Source organism: Campylobacter cuniculorum DSM 23162 = LMG 24588 (assembly GCF_002104335.1).
Lineage (GTDB): Bacteria > Campylobacterota > Campylobacteria > Campylobacterales > Campylobacteraceae > Campylobacter_D > Campylobacter_D cuniculorum.
Window position 1 is genome coordinate 620,966 of sequence record NZ_CP020867.1, and the last position, 15,876, is coordinate 636,841.

Genomic DNA, 15,876 nt, shown 5'->3' on the forward strand with positions numbered 1-15,876 from the left:
CAAGTTGAACTTGGCTTAATTTTTTTAAGGAAAAATCAATGAGAGTGAAGATTGGTTTAAAATGTGAAGAATGTGGTGATATTAATTACAGCACTTATAAAAATAGTAAAAATACAACTGAAAAGCTAGAATTAAAAAAATATTGCCCAAGACTTAAGAAGCATACGCTTCATAAAGAAGTTAAATTAAAAAGTTAAGCTTGTGCCTTAGGGCAATAGCTCCAACGGTAGAGCACCGGATTCCAAATCCGATGGTTGGGGGTTCGAATCCCTCTTGCCCTGCCACAATTTGAGGTTGAAAAATGGAAAAATTAATAACTTATTTTAAATTGTCAAAAGTCGAATTAGGGAAAGTAATTTTTCCTTTAAAAGAACAGGTAAGAAATGCTTATCTTGCTGTTTTTATAGTGGTTACTGTGATTTCTTTATTTTTAGCATTGGTTGATTGGATTATGTCCTCCATTGTTTCTTTGGTTGTATAAGGAAGATTTAATGAATACTTATAAGTGGTATGCAATTCAAACTTATGCTGGAAGTGAGATGGCTGTAAAAAGAGCAATTGAAAATTTGGTTAAAGACAATGGGATTGAAGAAAGACTTAAAGAAATCGTTGTTCCAACTGAAGATGTGATTGAATTTAAGAATGGAAAAGAAAAAATTAGTGAAAGAAGTTTGTATTCAGGTTATGTTTTTGCAAATCTTGATTTAAATACAGAACTCTGGCATCGCATTCAATCTCTTCCAAAGGTTGGTCGTTTTATTGGAGAGTCTAAAAAGCCTACTCCTTTGAGTGAAAAAGATATTAATTTAATCCTAGAAAAAGCTCATAATAAATCTGCACCTAAACCTAAAATTTCTTTTGAAACAGGAGAAAATGTCAGAATCATCGAAGGACCTTTTGCAAATTTTACAGGTATGGTAGAAGAATACGACATGGTACGCGGTTTGTTAAAGCTTAATGTTTCTATTTTTGGACGCTCAACGCCGGTAGAAATTTTATATTCTCAAGTTGAGAAAATTATTTGAAAATTGATTTAAATATTTAAAGGAGATTTGTTATGGCTAAAAAAGTTGTAGGAGAAATTAAATTGCAAATTGCAGCCACAAAGGCGAATCCATCACCTCCTGTCGGTCCGGCTTTAGGACAGCAGGGTGTTAATATTATGGAATTTTGTAAAGCTTTTAATGAGAGAACAAAAGATATGGCAGGTTTTAATATTCCTGTTGTCATCACTGTTTATGCGGATAAAAGTTTTACTTTTATTACAAAGCAACCCCCTGCTACAGATTTAATCAAAAAAGCAGCAGGTATCAGTAAAGGTGCGGATAATCCCCTTAAAAATAAAGTGGGTAAATTAACGCGTAGTCAAGTTTTAGATATAGTTGAAAAAAAACTTGCAGACTTAAACACTAAAGACAAAGAACAAGCAGCAAAGATTATTGCTGGTTCAGCTCGATCTATGGGTGTTGAAATTGTCGATTGATATTCCTTTACCACTTAGGTAAAAGTGGTAGCACTTTAAAATGCGGAGAAAAAAATGGCTAAAATAACAAAAAGATTAAAAGAATTATCTCAAAAGATTGACTCAAGTAAAAATTATGCTTTAAATGAAGCAATTGAAGTTGTAAAAACTTTAGCTTCTGCTAAATTTGATGAAACGGTTGAACTTGCTCTTAAACTCAATGTTGATCCAAGACATGCAGACCAAATGGTTAGAGGTTCTGTCGTGTTACCTGCGGGGACAGGCAAAAAAGTTCGCGTAGCTGTGATTGCAAAAGATGCTAAGGCAGATGAGGCTAAAAATGCGGGAGCAGATATTGTTGGAAGTGATGATTTGGTTGAAGAAATTCAAAAAGGCAATATTCATTTTGATGTGTTAATTGCTACTCCAAATTTAATGGGACTTGTAGGAAAAGTAGGACGCATTTTAGGACCAAAAGGTCTAATGCCAAATCCAAAAACCGGCACTGTAACTATGGATGTGGCTTTAGCGGTAAATAATGCTAAGAGCGGACAGGTTAATTTTCGCGTTGATAAACAAGGCAATATCCATGCGGGGCTTGGAAAAGTAAGCTTTTCTAAAGAGCAGCTTTGGGAAAATATTTCAAGTTTTGTAAAAGCAATCAATAAGCATAAACCTGCAGCTGCAAAAGGCAGATATATTAAAAATGCAGCCCTATCTTTAACAATGAGTCCTTCTTTAAAGCTTGAAACTCAAGAACTTTTAGATATGAAATAAGAGTTGCAAACGCAGCTCTTAAAATAGACATTTGAGTGAATTTTTTTCTTTGAGATGTTTATTTTAGATTGGAGATAGTCGAGGCGTAAGCTTAATTGGATGATTCCGCTCTGCTTGAAATCTCAAATCGGAAAGGAGAAAGTATGACCAAAAGTGAAAAGATTCAAATCGTTGCAAAACTTGAAGAAGGTTTTAGAGCGAGTGAAGCTATCGTGGTTTGTAACTATAAAGGTCTAAGCACGAAAAAACTTGAAGAGTTAAGAAATAATGCGAGAGAAAACAATGTTAAAGTTCAAATCATTAAAAATACTTTAGCTCGTATTGCACTTGAGAATTCCGATAAAAAAGGTTTAGAACTTAAAGATACGAATGTTTATCTTTGGGGTGAAGATTATCTTAATGTTTCAAAAGTGGCTGCTAAATTTGAAGAGAATAATGAATTTTTCCAAATTAAAACCGCCTTCATAGAAAATGAAATCGCAGATATTGCTAAGGTTAGAGCTCTTGCTAAGATGCCTTCGCGTAATGAGTTGCTTGCTATGCTTTTGCAAGTTTGGAATGCACCTATTACAAATTTTACAATAGGTTTAAATGCACTCAAAAATAAAAAAGAATCAGAATAAAAGGATAAAAAATGGCAATTACTAAAGAAGATGTATTAGAGTATATTTCAAATTTAAGTGTTCTTGAATTATCAGAACTAGTAAAAGAATTTGAGGAAAAATTCGGTGTTTCTGCAGCTCCTGTTGTTGTAGCAGGTGGAGGCGGAGGAGGTGCTGTTGCCGCAGCTGAAGAAAAAACAGAATTTGATTTGGTTTTAACAGATAGTGGTGCTAAGAAAATTGAAGTCATTAAAATTGTCCGCTCTTTAACAGGACTTGGACTTAAAGAAGCAAAAGATGCGGTAGAGCAAACCCCTTCTACTCTAAAAGAAGGTATGGCTAAAGCTGATGCTGAAGAAGCTAAGAAACAACTTGAAGGAGCTGGTGCTAAGGTTGAGCTTAAATAAGTTGTTTTATAAATGTTTGAGAAGGTTTGAAATTTCAAATCTTCTTTTTGCCTAAGTTTTTAGGTCTTCTTTTTTAAATTTACAAAATTTACCACGAGGTATATGCAATATGTTAGATAATAAATTAGGAAATCGTTTAAGAGTAGATTTCTCAAATGTTTCAAAACAAATAGAAATTCCTAATCTTCTCCAATTACAAAAAGCAAGTTTTGATTATTTTTTAAATTTCAATAACAATGGTAGCGAAAGCGGTATAGAAAGAGTATTTAAATCTATATTTCCTATTCATGACCCGCAAAATCGTTTAAGTTTGGAGTATGTCAGTAGTGAGATAGGTAAGCCAAAATATACTATAAGAGAATGTATGGAAAGGGGTTTGACTTATTCAGTAAATTTAAAAATGAAAATTCGACTCACTTTACATGAAAGAGATGATAAAACCGGTGAAAAAGTAGGTATAAAAGATATTAAAGAGCAAGAAATTTATATAAGAGAAATTCCATTAATGACGGATAGAATTTCATTCATTATCAACGGCGTTGAAAGAGTTGTAGTGAATCAATTACACAGAAGTCCGGGTGTGATTTTTAAAGAAGAAGCGAGTTCTACCATTGCAAATAAACTTGTTTATACAGCACAAATTATCCCTGATAGAGGTTCTTGGCTGTATTTTGAATACGATGCAAAAGATGTGCTTTATGTAAGGATTAACAAAAGAAGAAAAATTCCTGTTACTATGCTTTTTAGGGCTTTAGGATATAAAAAACAAGATATTATCAAACTTTTTTATCCTATTCAAACTATAATTGTAAAGAAAGATAAATTTTTAACTGAATTCAATCCTAATGATTTTATGGATAGAATAGAATATGATATTAAAGATGAAAAAGGTGAGGTTGTCCATCAAGCGGGTAAAAGACTGACAAGAAAAAAAGCAGAGCAGCTTTTAAAAGATGGTTTAAAATGGATAGAATATCCTGTTGAAGTGCTTATCAATCGTTATTTAGCAAGTCCTATCATCGATAAACAAAGCGGAGAGCTTTTATTTGATTCTTTTACTTTAATCGATGAAAGTAAATTAGCAAAAATTAAAGAGCAAAAGAGCTTTGAGATTGCAAATGACTTAGCAAATGGCGTTGATACAGCGATTATCAATTCTTTTGCTCAAGATAATGAAACTTTAAAATTACTTAAACAAAGTGAAAACATAGAAGATGAAAATGATTTAGCTGCAATTAGAATTTACAAGGTGATGCGTCCGGGAGAACCTGTGGTAAAAGACGCTGCACGAGCTTTTGTGAATGATTTGTTTTTCAATCCGGAAAGATATGATTTAACTAAAGTAGGTCGTATGAAAATGAATCATAAACTTGGTTTAGATGTGCCTGAATACTTGACCGTTTTAACCAATGAGGACATTATTAAAACCGCAAAATATCTCATTAAGGTTAAAAATGGCAAAGGGCATATTGATGATAGAGACCATTTAGGCAATCGTCGTGTCAGAGCCATAGGAGAGCTTTTAGCAAATGAGCTTCATTTAGGACTTGTGAAAATGCAAAAGGCGATTAAAGATAAATTCACTTCTTTAAATACAGAGCTTGATAAGGTTATGCCTTATGATTTGATTAATCCAAAGATGATTACAACAACTATCATTGAATTTTTTACAGGCGGACAGCTTTCTCAATTTATGGACCAAACCAATCCTTTGAGCGAGGTGACTCATAAACGTCGTTTGTCTGCACTTGGTGAAGGAGGATTAGTCAAGGAAAGAGCAGGGTTTGAAGTAAGAGATGTCCATGCAACTCATTATGGAAGAATTTGTCCGGTTGAAACGCCAGAAGGGCAAAATATAGGTTTGATTAATACTCTTTCAACTTATGCAAAAGTCAATGATTTAGGCTTTGTTGAAGCACCTTATAAAAAAGTGATTAATGGTAAAATAAGCAATGAAGTGGTGTATTTGACCGCTACGCAAGAAGAGGGACTTTTCATAGCTCCAGCTTCAACAAAAATTGATGCTAAAGGCAATATAATAGAAGAATTTGTCGAAGCAAGACAAGATGGCGAAACGATGCTGGTTAAAAGAGAAGAAGTGCAATTAATCGATCTTTGTTCTGGTATGGTTGTGGGAGTGGCTGCTTCTCTCATTCCTTTTTTAGAGCACGATGATGCTAACAGGGCTTTAATGGGTTCAAATATGCAACGTCAAGCTGTGCCTTTGTTAATCTCTAATGCTCCTATTGTTGGGACAGGAATGGAAAAGATTATTGCAAGAGATGCTTGGGAAGCCATTAAGGCTAAACGCGGTGGAGTGGTTGAAAAGGTTGATAATAAAAGTATTTTCATCCTAGGCGAGGATGAGAAAGGTCCCTTTATAGACCATTATACTATGGAAAAGAATTTAAGAACGAATCAAAATACAAATTACATTCAATATCCTATCGTTAAAAAGGGTGATGTCGTTGAAGCAGGGCAGATTATAGCTGATGGTCCAAGTATGGATGGAGGGGAATTAGCTATCGGTAAAAATGCTCTTATAGCTTTTATGCCTTGGAATGGTTATAATTACGAAGATGCCATTGTCGTGAGTGAAAGAATTATACGCGAAGATGTTTTTACAAGTGTGCATATTTATGAAAAAGAGATTGAAGCGAGAGAATTAAAAGATGGGGTAGAAGAAATCACTAAAGACATTCCAAATATTAAAGAAGAGGATATAGCTCATCTTGATGAAAGTGGTATCGCAAAAATAGGAACTCATATAAAGCCGGGTATGATTTTAGTCGGCAAGGTCTCTCCAAAAGGTGAGGTTAAACCTACTCCAGAAGAAAGACTTTTAAGAGCGATTTTCGGTGAGAAAGCCGGACATGTAGTCAATAAATCTTTATACGCCACAGCTTCTTTAGAGGGAGTGGTTGTTGATGTTAAAATTTTCACTAAAAAAGGCTATGAGAAAGATAAAAGGGCAAAAGAAGCTTACGATAAAGAAAAAATGTCTTTAGAAAAGGAACATCACGATAGGCTTTTGATGATGGATAGAGAAGAAATGTTAAGAGTTTGTGCTCTTTTGGCAAAATCTCCTTTGAATTCGGCTCAAAAGATTAATAACAAAGATTATAAAAAAGGGCAAAAGGTTGATATAAAAGATCTTGAAAAAATCAATCGTTTTACCTTGACAACTTTCATTAAAGCTTATTCTAAAGAAGTGCAAAAACAATATGAAGATTTAAAAAATCATTTCCAAAATGAGAAGAAAAAACTCAAGGTTGAACACGATGAAAAGCTTGAAATTTTAGAAAAAGATGATATTTTACCGAGTGGGGTTGTTAAACTCGTTAAGGTTTATATTGCAACAAAAAGAAAGCTCAAAGTGGGCGATAAAATGGCAGGAAGACACGGAAACAAAGGCATAGTTTCAACCATAGTTCCAGAAGTGGATATGCCTTATCTTCCGGGCGGAAAGAGCGTGGATATAGCCTTAAATCCTCTCGGCGTCCCAAGTCGTATGAATATAGGGCAAATTTTAGAAAGCCATTTAGGACTTGTAGGATTAAGACTAGGAGAACAAATTCAAGAGATTTTTAATGCAAAACAAAAAGATTTCATCAAAGAATTAAGAGTAAAAATGCTTGAAATTTGTTCCATTCCAAGACTTGCAAAGGAAAAAGAATTCATTAAAAATTTAAACGATGAAAAGCTTTTAAATTATGCAAGGGATTGGAGTAAGGGAGTGAAATTTGCCACTCCTGTTTTTGAAGGTGTTAATATAGAAGAATTTAGCAAACTTTTCGAAATGGCTAAGATTGATATGGACGGAAAAACCGAGCTTTATGATGGACGCACGGGAGAAAAGATTGCTGAAAGAGTCCATATAGGTTGTATGTATATGTTAAAACTTCATCACTTAGTCGATGAAAAAGTCCATGCAAGAAGCACGGGACCTTATAGTCTTGTAACTCAACAACCCGTCGGAGGTAAAGCTTTATTTGGTGGGCAAAGATTTGGAGAAATGGAAGTTTGGGCTTTAGAAGCTTATGGTGCGGCTCATACTTTAAGAGAAATGCTGACAATCAAATCAGACGATGTTGAGGGAAGATTTAGTGCTTATAAGGCATTGACTAAGGGAGAGAATGTCCCAGCTACGGGAATTCCAGAAACTTTTTTTGTTTTAACCAATGAGCTTAAATCTCTTGCTTTAGATGTTGAGATTTTTGATAAGGACGAGGATAATGAGTAAATTTAAAATCATAGAAATCAAAGAAGAAACAAGACCTAGAGATTTTGAGGCTTTTCAATTAAGACTTGCAAGTCCTGAAAAAATCAAATCTTGGTCTTATGGAGAGGTAAAAAAGCCTGAAACAATCAATTATAGAACCTTAAAACCAGAAAGAGATGGATTATTTTGTGCGAAAATTTTTGGACCGATTCGCGATTATGAATGCCTTTGCGGAAAATATAAAAAAATGCGTTTTAAAGGCGTTAAATGTGAAAAATGCGGAGTTGAAGTTGCAAATTCTAAGGTACGTCGCTCAAGAATGGGGCATATTGAGCTTGTAACACCTGTAGCACATATTTGGTATGTTAATTCTTTACCAAGTCGTATTGGCACACTTTTGGGTGTGAAGATGAAAGACTTAGAGAGAGTGCTTTATTATGAAGCTTATATTGTTGAAAGCCCCGGAGATGCGTATTATGATAATGAAAATACTAAAAAAGTTGAATTTTGCGATGTTTTAAACGAAGAGCAATATCAAAGCTTGATACAACGTTATGAAAATAGCGGTTTTAAAGCCAGAATGGGCGGTGAAGTTGTTCGTGATTTGCTTGCAAATTTAGATCTTGTTTCTCTTTTAAATCAGCTTAAAACTGAAATGCAAGCCACAAGCTCTGAAGCAAAGAAAAAGACTATTATTAAAAGACTTAGAGTGGTTGAAAATTTTCTTAATAGCAATTTAAATGCCGATATTAACAGCGATGAAGCCGTTCCAAATCGTCCTGAATGGATGATGATAACTAATTTACCGGTATTACCGCCTGATTTGCGTCCTTTGGTTGCTTTAGATGGAGGAAAATTCGCGGTTTCTGATGTGAATGATTTATATCGTAGGGTTATTAATCGCAATACAAGGCTTAAAAAACTTATAGAACTTGATGCTCCAGAGATTATTATAAGAAATGAAAAAAGAATGCTTCAAGAAGCTGTCGATGCTTTATTTGACAATGGACGTAGGGCTAATGCTGTTAAAGGTGCTAATAAAAGACCTCTAAAATCCTTAAGTGAAATCATTAAAGGAAAACAAGGACGTTTCAGACAAAATTTGCTCGGTAAAAGAGTGGATTTTTCAGGTCGTAGTGTTATTGTTGTGGGACCAAAACTTAGAATGGATCAATGTGGTTTGCCTAAAAAAATGGCTTTAGAGCTTTTCAAACCACATCTTTTAGCAAAGCTTGAAGAAAAGGGTTATGCAACCACAGTAAAACAAGCTAAAAAAATGATAGAAAATAAAACTAATGAAGTTTGGGAATGCCTTGAAGAAGTGGTTAAGGGACATCCTGTTATGCTCAACCGTGCCCCAACCTTGCATAAACTTTCTATACAAGCCTTTCATCCTGTTTTGGTTGAAGGTAAGGCAATACAACTTCATCCTTTGGTTTGTGCAGCATTTAATGCGGATTTTGACGGAGACCAAATGGCAGTTCATGTTCCTCTTTCTCAAGAGGCTATTGCAGAATGCAAAGTTTTAATGCTTTCTTCAATGAATATCTTATTGCCTGCAAGTGGAAAATCTGTTGCTGTGCCTTCTCAAGATATGGTTTTAGGAATTTATTATCTTTCTTTGGAAAAAATTGGAGCTAAGGGAGCACATAAAATTTGCACGGGCATTGATGAAGTGATGATGGCTTTAGAAGCAAAATGTTTAGATATCCATGCAAGCATACAAACAATAGTCGATGGACGCAAAATTACAACCACTGCGGGACGCTTAATCATTAAATCCATATTACCTGATTTTGTGCCTGAACACAGCTGGAATAAAATTCTTAAGAAAAAAGATATAGCTGCTTTGGTGGATTATGTCTATAAGCAAGGCGGACTTCAAATCACGGCAAGTTTTTTAGATAAGCTTAAAAATTTAGGTTTTGAATACGCAACTAAGGCTGGAATTTCTATTTCAATCGCAGATATTATTGTCCCAAATGACAAACAAAAAGCCATTGATAGTGCGAAAAAACAAGTCAGAGAAATTCAAAATTCTTATAATCTTGGTTTAATCACTTCAATCGAAAGATATAATAAAATTATAGACATTTGGAAAAGCACAAATAACATTCTTTCAAAGGGAATGATGAATTTGATTGAAAAGGACAAGGAAGGCTTTAATTCTATTTATATGATGGCTGATTCTGGTGCAAGAGGGAGTGCAGCACAAATTTCTCAACTTGCAGCGATGAGAGGGCTTATGACAAAGCCTGATGGTTCAATTATTGAGACTCCTATCATCTCAAATTTTCGTGAGGGTTTAAATGTGCTTGAGTATTTTATCTCAACTCACGGAGCCAGAAAAGGTTTGGCTGACACTGCTCTTAAAACGGCTAATGCAGGTTATTTGACAAGAAAGCTCATCGATGTGGCTCAAAATGTAAAAATTACGATTGAAGATTGTGGGACACATGAGGGCGTAGAGATTAATGAAATCACTGCCGATAGCTCCATTATTGAAACCTTAGAAGAAAGAATTTTGGGCAGAATTTTAGCTGAAGATGTGATTGATCCTATCACAAATTCGGTTATTTTTACTGAAGGAACTTTGATTGATGAAGAAAAAGCAAGGATTTTAACTGAAAGTGGAGTCAAAAGTGTTAATATACGCACTCCTATCATTTGTAAGGCGAAAAAAGGAATTTGTGCTAAATGCTATGGTATCAATCTTAGCGAGGGAAAACTTGTAAGACCGGGTGAGGCTGTGGGTATCATTTCAGCACAATCCATTGGTGAGCCCGGTACTCAACTCACGCTTAGAACCTTTCACAGCGGAGGTGCGGCAAGTACAGATTTACAAGACAGACAAGTCAGTGCTCAAAAAGAAGGTTTCATAAGATTTTACAATCTTAAGACCTATAAAAATAAAGAGGGCAAGAATATAGTCGCAAATCGTAGAAACGCAGCCATTTTGCTTGTTGAACCAAAGATTAAAGCCCCATTTAAAGGTGTTATCAGCGTAGAAAGCATTCATGAGGATATTATTGTTTGCATTAGAAATAAAGAGCAAGAAAGCAAATTTATCTTAAGAAAATATGATTTGGCTAAACCAAATGAGCTCGCAGGTGTGAGTGGAAGTATTGATGGAAAATTTTATTTGCCTTATCAAAATGGAAGTGAAGTCAATGAAAATGAAAGTATAGTAGAGGTGATTAAGGAAGGTTGGAATATCCCTAATCGTATCCCATTTGCAAGTGAAATTTTAGTCAAAGATGGGGACCCGGTTGTGCAAAATATCAAAGCAGGTGAGAAAGGCACTTTGAAATTTTATATTTTAAAAGGCGATGGACTTGATAGAGTGAGAAATATCAAAAAAGGCGATATTGTCAAGGAAAAAGGTTTCTTTGTTGTGATTGCTGATGAGAATGATAGAGAGGCTAAAAGGCATTATATTCCGCGAGAATCTAAGATAGAATTCAATGATAGCACTTATATTGATGATCCAAATACAATCATTGCAAGTGCATCTAAAAAAGAAAAAACCATCATTGGAGAATGGGATGCTTATAATAATACCATTATCGCTGAAATTTCGGGTGTTGTGAGTTTTGAGGATATTGAAGCAGGTTATAGTGCAGATGAACAAATTGATGAAGCCACTGGAAGACGTTCTTTGGTGATTAATGAATATTTGCCAAGCGGAGTAAGACCGACCTTGCTTGTAGCCGGTAAAGACGATAAAGTTGTTCGGTATCAATTGGAGCCAAAAACGGTTATTTTTGTCCAAGATGGCAGCAAAGTTGAACAAGCAGATATTTTAGCAAAAACTCCGAAGGCGGTTGCAAAATCTAAAGACATTACAGGTGGTCTGCCAAGAGTTTCTGAATTATTTGAAGCAAGAAAACCAAAAAATGCCGCAGTCATTGCCGAAATCGATGGAGTGGTGCATTTTGATAAGCCTTTACGTTCTAAAGAAAGGATTATTATACAAGCTGAAGATGGTGCAAGTGTGGAGTATTTGATTGATAAATCAAAGCACATTCAAGTTAGAGATGGTGAATTCATTCACGCTGGTGAAAAGCTTACTGATGGCGTTGTTTCAAGTCATGATGTGCTTAAAATTTTAGGGGAAAAAGCCTTGCATCATTATCTTATTTCTGAAATTCAGCAAGTTTATAGAGGACAAGGGGTTGTTATTTCTGATAAACATATAGAAGTGATTGTTTCTCAAATGTTAAGACAAGTTAGGGTTGTCGATAGCGGAAATACTAAATTTATTGAAGGAGATTTAATCTCAAGACGTAAATTTATCGAAGAAAATGAAAGAATTCTTCGTATGGGAGGAGAACCTGCCATTGCAGAGCCTGTATTATTAGGTGTTACTCGAGCTGCCATTGGAAGTGATAGTGTGATTTCTGCAGCATCATTCCAAGAAACAACGAAAGTTCTAACCGAAGCGAGTATAGCAGGTAAATTTGATTATCTTGAAGATTTAAAAGAAAATGTGATTTTAGGTCGTATAATTCCTGTCGGAACAGGGCTTTATAGTGAGCAAAAATTTAAAATTAAAGAACAATGATAAATGAATTTTGAATTGATTTGTTAATTTTAACTAAAATATAAGCAAAATTTAGATAAAGTTTAAGCTTTATTATATTTTAAAGAAAGGAATGAATGTGCCAACCATAAATCAATTGGTTAGAAAAGAGCGTAAAAAAGTTTTAGAAAAGTCTAAATCTCCAGCTCTTAAGAATTGTCCGCAAAGAAGAGGAGTTTGCACGAGGGTTTATACAACAACACCTAAAAAACCAAATTCCGCTTTGAGAAAAGTTGCTAAAGTAAGACTTACAAGTGGTTTTGAAGTCATTAGCTATATTGGAGGTGAAGGTCATAACCTTCAAGAACACAGCATTGTTTTAGTACGCGGAGGTAGAGTTAAGGATTTACCGGGCGTGAAATATCATATTGTACGCGGTGCTCTTGATACTGCAGGAGTTGCAAAAAGAACGGTTTCTCGTTCTAAATATGGAGCTAAAAAACCTAAAGCAGGTGCGACAAAATAAGTTTTTTGATACAGGCAAATCCATTGTTTTGATTGAGCTTGAGTAAAATTTTAAATTTGAAGGAAAAAAATGAAGAAAATTGTGTTTTTAGTATTTTTTATCGTCAGTTTCGCTTTTTCTATAGAGCATTCTTTAAGAAGCGAAAGGGGTAGATTTGTGTTTGGGCAAGTGAATCCATCTTCAACTGAACAATATTTATTAGATACGCAAACGGGCAATATGTGGCACATTGTAACAGAGGGAAAAGATTTATATCTTCAACGCATTTATTTTATTGATGAAAATGGTAATGTATCTATATCTTTAGAACCTAGACCACTAGAACCACCAAGACCACCTAGACATAGACCACCAGAACCCCCTAGACCACCGGAACGATAAAATCAACAAAACTAAGATGACAAAATTAAAATAAGGAATAAAAATGAGAAGAAGAAGAGCTTTAGTAAGAGAGGTTTTACCTGATCCAATTTATGGTAATAAAATCATTACAAAATTTATCAATTCTTTAATGTATGATGGCAAAAAAAGCACCGCAACAAAGATTATGTATGGAGCTTTAGAAACTATTGATAAAAAAGGTGGTGAAAAGAAAGGTATAGATATTTTCAATGAGGCTATTGAAAATGTTAAGCCTATTTTAGAGGTTAAATCGCGTCGCGTCGGCGGAGCAACCTATCAAGTGCCTGTTGAAGTACGTCCTATAAGACAGCAGGCTTTAGCGATTCGATGGATTATTTCTTTTGCAAGAAAAAGAAGTGAAAGGACGATGATAGAAAAACTTGCTGCAGAACTTTTAGATGCTGCAAATTCCAAAGGTGCGTCTTTTAAAAAGAAAGAAGACACTTATAAAATGGCTGAAGCAAATAAAGCTTTTGCACATTATCGCTGGTAAAATAAGGAGAAAAAAATGTCAAGAACGACTCCTTTGAAAAGGGTTAGAAATATCGGTATTGCTGCTCATATTGATGCAGGAAAAACAACAACGAGTGAAAGAATTTTATTTTTTACAGGAATGAGTCATAAGATTGGTGAAGTCCATGATGGTGCAGCAACTATGGACTGGATGGAACAAGAAAAAGAAAGAGGAATCACTATCACTTCCGCTGCAACCACTTGTTTTTGGAAAAATCATCAAATCAATCTTATAGACACTCCCGGACACGTTGATTTTACGATTGAAGTTGAAAGATCTATGCGTGTTTTGGATGGAGCGGTGGCAGTATTTTGTTCTGTGGGTGGGGTGCAACCTCAATCCGAGACCGTTTGGAGACAAGCAAATAAATATGGTGTTCCAAGAATAGTTTTTGTCAATAAAATGGACAGAGTGGGAGCAAATTTTTATAGCGTTGAAGAACAAATTCGTAATCGCTTAAAGGCTAATGCCGTTCCAATTCAAATTCCTATCGGTGCGGAGGATAATTTTAAAGGTGTGATTGATTTAGTTACAATGAAAGCTTTGGTTTGGGAGGATGATACAAAACCGACTGATTATGTGGAAAAAGAAATTCCCGCTGAACTCAAAGAAAAAGCTGAAGAATACCGCACAAAAATGATAGAAGCAGTTTCTGAAACTTCTGATGAGCTTATGGAAAAATATTTGGGAGGAGAGGAGCTTAGCGTTGAAGAGATTAAAACGGGAATTAAAGCAGGTTGTTTGAATCTTTCTATGGTGCCTATGCTCTGTGGGACAGCTTTTAAGAACAAAGGAGTTCAGCCTTTACTTGATGCAGTGGTAGCGTATTTGCCCGCTCCTGATGAAGTTGCAAATATCAAAGGTGAATACGAAGATGGAAAAGAAGTTTCTGTAAAATCAACCGATGATGGGGAATTTGCAGCACTTGCATTTAAGATTATGACAGACCCTTTTGTAGGACAGCTCACCTTTGTACGTGTCTATAGAGGAAGCTTAGAAAGTGGTTCTTATGCTTATAATTCTACTAAAGATAAAAAAGAAAGAATCGGGCGTCTTCTTAAAATGCACTCAAATAAAAGAGAAGATATTAAAGTGCTTTATGCAGGAGAAATCGGTGCTGTGGTAGGGCTTAAGGATACCTTAACAGGAGATACTTTAGCCAGTGAAAAAGATAAGGTGATTTTGGAGAGAATGGATTTTCCAGATCCTGTTATCTCTGTTGCGGTTGAACCAAAAACTAAGGCTGATCAAGAAAAAATGTCTATCGCTCTTAATAAACTTGCTCAAGAAGACCCATCTTTTAGGGTTAGCACAGATGAAGAAAGCGGACAGACTATCATTTCAGGTATGGGGGAACTTCACTTAGAAATTATTGTGGATAGAATGTTAAGAGAATTTAAAGTTGAAGCTGAAGTTGGACAACCTCAAGTTGCGTATCGTGAAACCATTAGAAAAGCTGTTGAACAAGAATACAAATACGCTAAACAATCCGGAGGTCGCGGACAATACGGACATGTCTTTTTACGTCTTGAACCTTTAGAACCCGGAAGTGGTTATGAATTTGTGAATGATATTAAAGGTGGTGTCATCCCTAAAGAATACATTCCAGCAGTGGATAAAGGTGTGCAAGAAGCTTTACAAAATGGTGTGTTAGCAGGTTATCCTGTTGAAGATGTTAAAGTTACTGTTTATGATGGAAGTTATCATGAAGTGGATTCTTCGGAAATGGCTTTTAAACTTGCTGCTTCTATGGGCTTTAAAGAAGGTGCTAGAAAAGCGGGAGCTGTTATACTTGAGCCTATGATGAAAGTTGAAGTTGAAACTCCAGAAGATTATATGGGCGATGTTATAGGCGATTTAAACAAGAGAAGAGGGCAGGTTAATTCTATGGACGAAAGAGGGGGAAATAAAATCATCACAGCCTTTTGTCCTTTGGCTGAAATGTTTGGTTATTCAACCGATCTTAGAAGTCAAACTCAAGGAAGAGCAACTTATTCTATGGAATTTGATCATTATGATGAAGTGCCTAAAAATGTTTCTGAAGAGATTATCAAAAAAAGAAATGGTTAAGCTTTAAGGCAGATTTTCTGCCTTTTGCTGTCCTCGTAGCTCAGCAGGATAGAGCACAAAATTCCTAATTTTGAGGTCGTGAGTTCGAATCTCGCCGGGGACACCATATTTTAATGTGTTAAAGGGTGTTTATTTTGGATTTTTATATACAAGGACATTCCGGTTGTAGCTTAAAAATTATAAATGATAAACTTATATTTAAAAGCTCGCAGCCAAATTATTTGCCAAGACTTAAAAAACAATGTGAAAAACAAAAAGAATTTTATGAGTTATATAAACACCATAGAGCTTTAATTATACCTAAAGTTTTGTATGAGAATTTTAATACAGAGAGGTTAGGGGGGGGGATTTGAGTTAGATAAAGGTATTTCT

General features: G+C 35.1%; 14 protein-coding genes and 2 tRNA genes. All 16 read left to right on the forward strand.

The genetic code is table 11. From position 1 onward, the window contains the following. Positions 1-38: 38 nt before the first annotated feature. The 16 genes from rpmG to CCUN_RS03245 all read left to right on the forward strand — a co-directional run bounded on the left by rpmG (position 39) and on the right by CCUN_RS03245 (position 15,857). Positions 39-197 (forward strand): 50S ribosomal protein L33, encoded by a 159-nt coding sequence (gene rpmG, locus CCUN_RS03170; RefSeq protein WP_027306288.1) that lies wholly within the window; start codon positions 39-41, stop codon positions 195-197. An 11-nt stretch (positions 198-208) separates the two neighbouring features. Then, a tRNA-Trp gene (locus CCUN_RS03175) sits at positions 209-284 on the forward strand. 17 nt (positions 285-301) lie between these two features. Then, positions 302-481, forward strand: coding sequence for a preprotein translocase subunit SecE (secE, locus tag CCUN_RS03180; protein WP_027306287.1), 180 nt, complete (start codon positions 302-304; stop codon positions 479-481). Between the two features lie 10 nt (positions 482-491). Next, on the forward strand, positions 492-1,025 hold the full coding sequence (gene nusG / locus CCUN_RS03185) for a transcription termination/antitermination protein NusG (RefSeq protein WP_027306286.1): 534 nt from the start codon (positions 492-494) through the stop codon (positions 1,023-1,025). A 32-nt stretch (positions 1,026-1,057) separates the two neighbouring features. After that, positions 1,058-1,483, forward strand: a complete 426-nt coding sequence (rplK, locus tag CCUN_RS03190) for a 50S ribosomal protein L11 (RefSeq protein ID WP_027306285.1) — start codon at positions 1,058-1,060, stop codon at positions 1,481-1,483. 54 nt (positions 1,484-1,537) lie between these two features. Further along, entirely contained in the window at positions 1,538-2,239 is a 702-nt protein-coding gene (gene rplA, locus CCUN_RS03195; RefSeq protein ID WP_027306284.1) for a 50S ribosomal protein L1, read from the forward strand. 143 nt (positions 2,240-2,382) lie between these two features. Beyond that, positions 2,383-2,862 carry a 50S ribosomal protein L10 gene (gene rplJ / locus CCUN_RS03200; protein ID WP_027306283.1) on the forward strand — a complete coding sequence of 160 codons (480 nt, stop codon included), beginning with the start codon at positions 2,383-2,385 and terminating at the stop codon, positions 2,860-2,862. A gap of 11 nt (positions 2,863-2,873) precedes the next feature. Beyond that, positions 2,874-3,248, forward strand: a complete 375-nt coding sequence (gene rplL, locus CCUN_RS03205; protein WP_027306282.1) for a 50S ribosomal protein L7/L12 — start codon at positions 2,874-2,876, stop codon at positions 3,246-3,248. A gap of 109 nt (positions 3,249-3,357) precedes the next feature. Next, positions 3,358-7,491 (forward strand): DNA-directed RNA polymerase subunit beta, encoded by a 4,134-nt coding sequence (rpoB, locus tag CCUN_RS03210; RefSeq protein ID WP_027306281.1) that lies wholly within the window; start codon positions 3,358-3,360, stop codon positions 7,489-7,491. Further along, positions 7,484-12,034: a DNA-directed RNA polymerase subunit beta' gene (gene rpoC, locus CCUN_RS03215; RefSeq protein WP_027306280.1), complete on the forward strand. Its 4,551-nt coding sequence runs from the start codon at positions 7,484-7,486 to the stop codon at positions 12,032-12,034. The genes rpoB and rpoC overlap by 8 nt, the downstream gene beginning before the upstream one ends. 97 nt (positions 12,035-12,131) lie before the next feature. Continuing rightward, on the forward strand, positions 12,132-12,518 hold the full coding sequence (rpsL, locus tag CCUN_RS03220) for a 30S ribosomal protein S12 (RefSeq protein ID WP_027306279.1): 387 nt from the start codon (positions 12,132-12,134) through the stop codon (positions 12,516-12,518). A 69-nt stretch (positions 12,519-12,587) separates the two neighbouring features. After that, on the forward strand, positions 12,588-12,899 hold the full coding sequence (locus CCUN_RS03225; protein WP_027306278.1) for a hypothetical protein: 312 nt from the start codon (positions 12,588-12,590) through the stop codon (positions 12,897-12,899). A 43-nt stretch (positions 12,900-12,942) separates the two neighbouring features. After that, entirely contained in the window at positions 12,943-13,413 is a 471-nt protein-coding gene (gene rpsG, locus CCUN_RS03230) for a 30S ribosomal protein S7 (protein WP_027306277.1), read from the forward strand. 15 nt (positions 13,414-13,428) lie between these two features. Continuing rightward, a complete protein-coding gene (fusA, locus tag CCUN_RS03235; RefSeq protein WP_027306276.1) occupies positions 13,429-15,504 on the forward strand; it encodes an elongation factor G in 2,076 nt (691 codons plus the stop codon). Between the two features lie 29 nt (positions 15,505-15,533). Continuing rightward, positions 15,534-15,610 (forward strand) — tRNA-Arg (locus CCUN_RS03240). 28 nt (positions 15,611-15,638) lie between these two features. Further along, a complete protein-coding gene (locus tag CCUN_RS03245; RefSeq protein ID WP_027306275.1) occupies positions 15,639-15,857 on the forward strand; it encodes a hypothetical protein in 219 nt (72 codons plus the stop codon). Positions 15,858-15,876: the final 19 nt, after the last annotated feature.

Bases quoted from the DNA above. Each gene is read 5' to 3' on its own strand.
- rplJ (WP_027306283.1), top strand. From the start codon at position 2,383: ATGACCAAAAGTGAAAAGATTCAAATCGTTGCAAAACTTGAAGAAGGT.
- rpsG (WP_027306277.1), top strand. From the start codon at position 12,943: ATGAGAAGAAGAAGAGCTTTAGTAAGAGAGGTTTTACCTGATCCAATT.
- secE (WP_027306287.1), top strand. From the start codon at position 302: ATGGAAAAATTAATAACTTATTTTAAATTGTCAAAAGTCGAATTAGGG.
- rplA (WP_027306284.1), top strand. From the start codon at position 1,538: ATGGCTAAAATAACAAAAAGATTAAAAGAATTATCTCAAAAGATTGAC.
- rpoC (WP_027306280.1), top strand. From the start codon at position 7,484: ATGAGTAAATTTAAAATCATAGAAATCAAAGAAGAAACAAGACCTAGA.
- CCUN_RS03225 (WP_027306278.1), top strand. From the start codon at position 12,588: ATGAAGAAAATTGTGTTTTTAGTATTTTTTATCGTCAGTTTCGCTTTT.
- fusA (WP_027306276.1), top strand. From the start codon at position 13,429: ATGTCAAGAACGACTCCTTTGAAAAGGGTTAGAAATATCGGTATTGCT.
- rpoB (WP_027306281.1), top strand. From the start codon at position 3,358: ATGTTAGATAATAAATTAGGAAATCGTTTAAGAGTAGATTTCTCAAAT.
- nusG (WP_027306286.1), top strand. From the start codon at position 492: ATGAATACTTATAAGTGGTATGCAATTCAAACTTATGCTGGAAGTGAG.
- rpmG (WP_027306288.1), top strand. From the start codon at position 39: ATGAGAGTGAAGATTGGTTTAAAATGTGAAGAATGTGGTGATATTAAT.
- rplK (WP_027306285.1), top strand. From the start codon at position 1,058: ATGGCTAAAAAAGTTGTAGGAGAAATTAAATTGCAAATTGCAGCCACA.
- rplL (WP_027306282.1), top strand. From the start codon at position 2,874: ATGGCAATTACTAAAGAAGATGTATTAGAGTATATTTCAAATTTAAGT.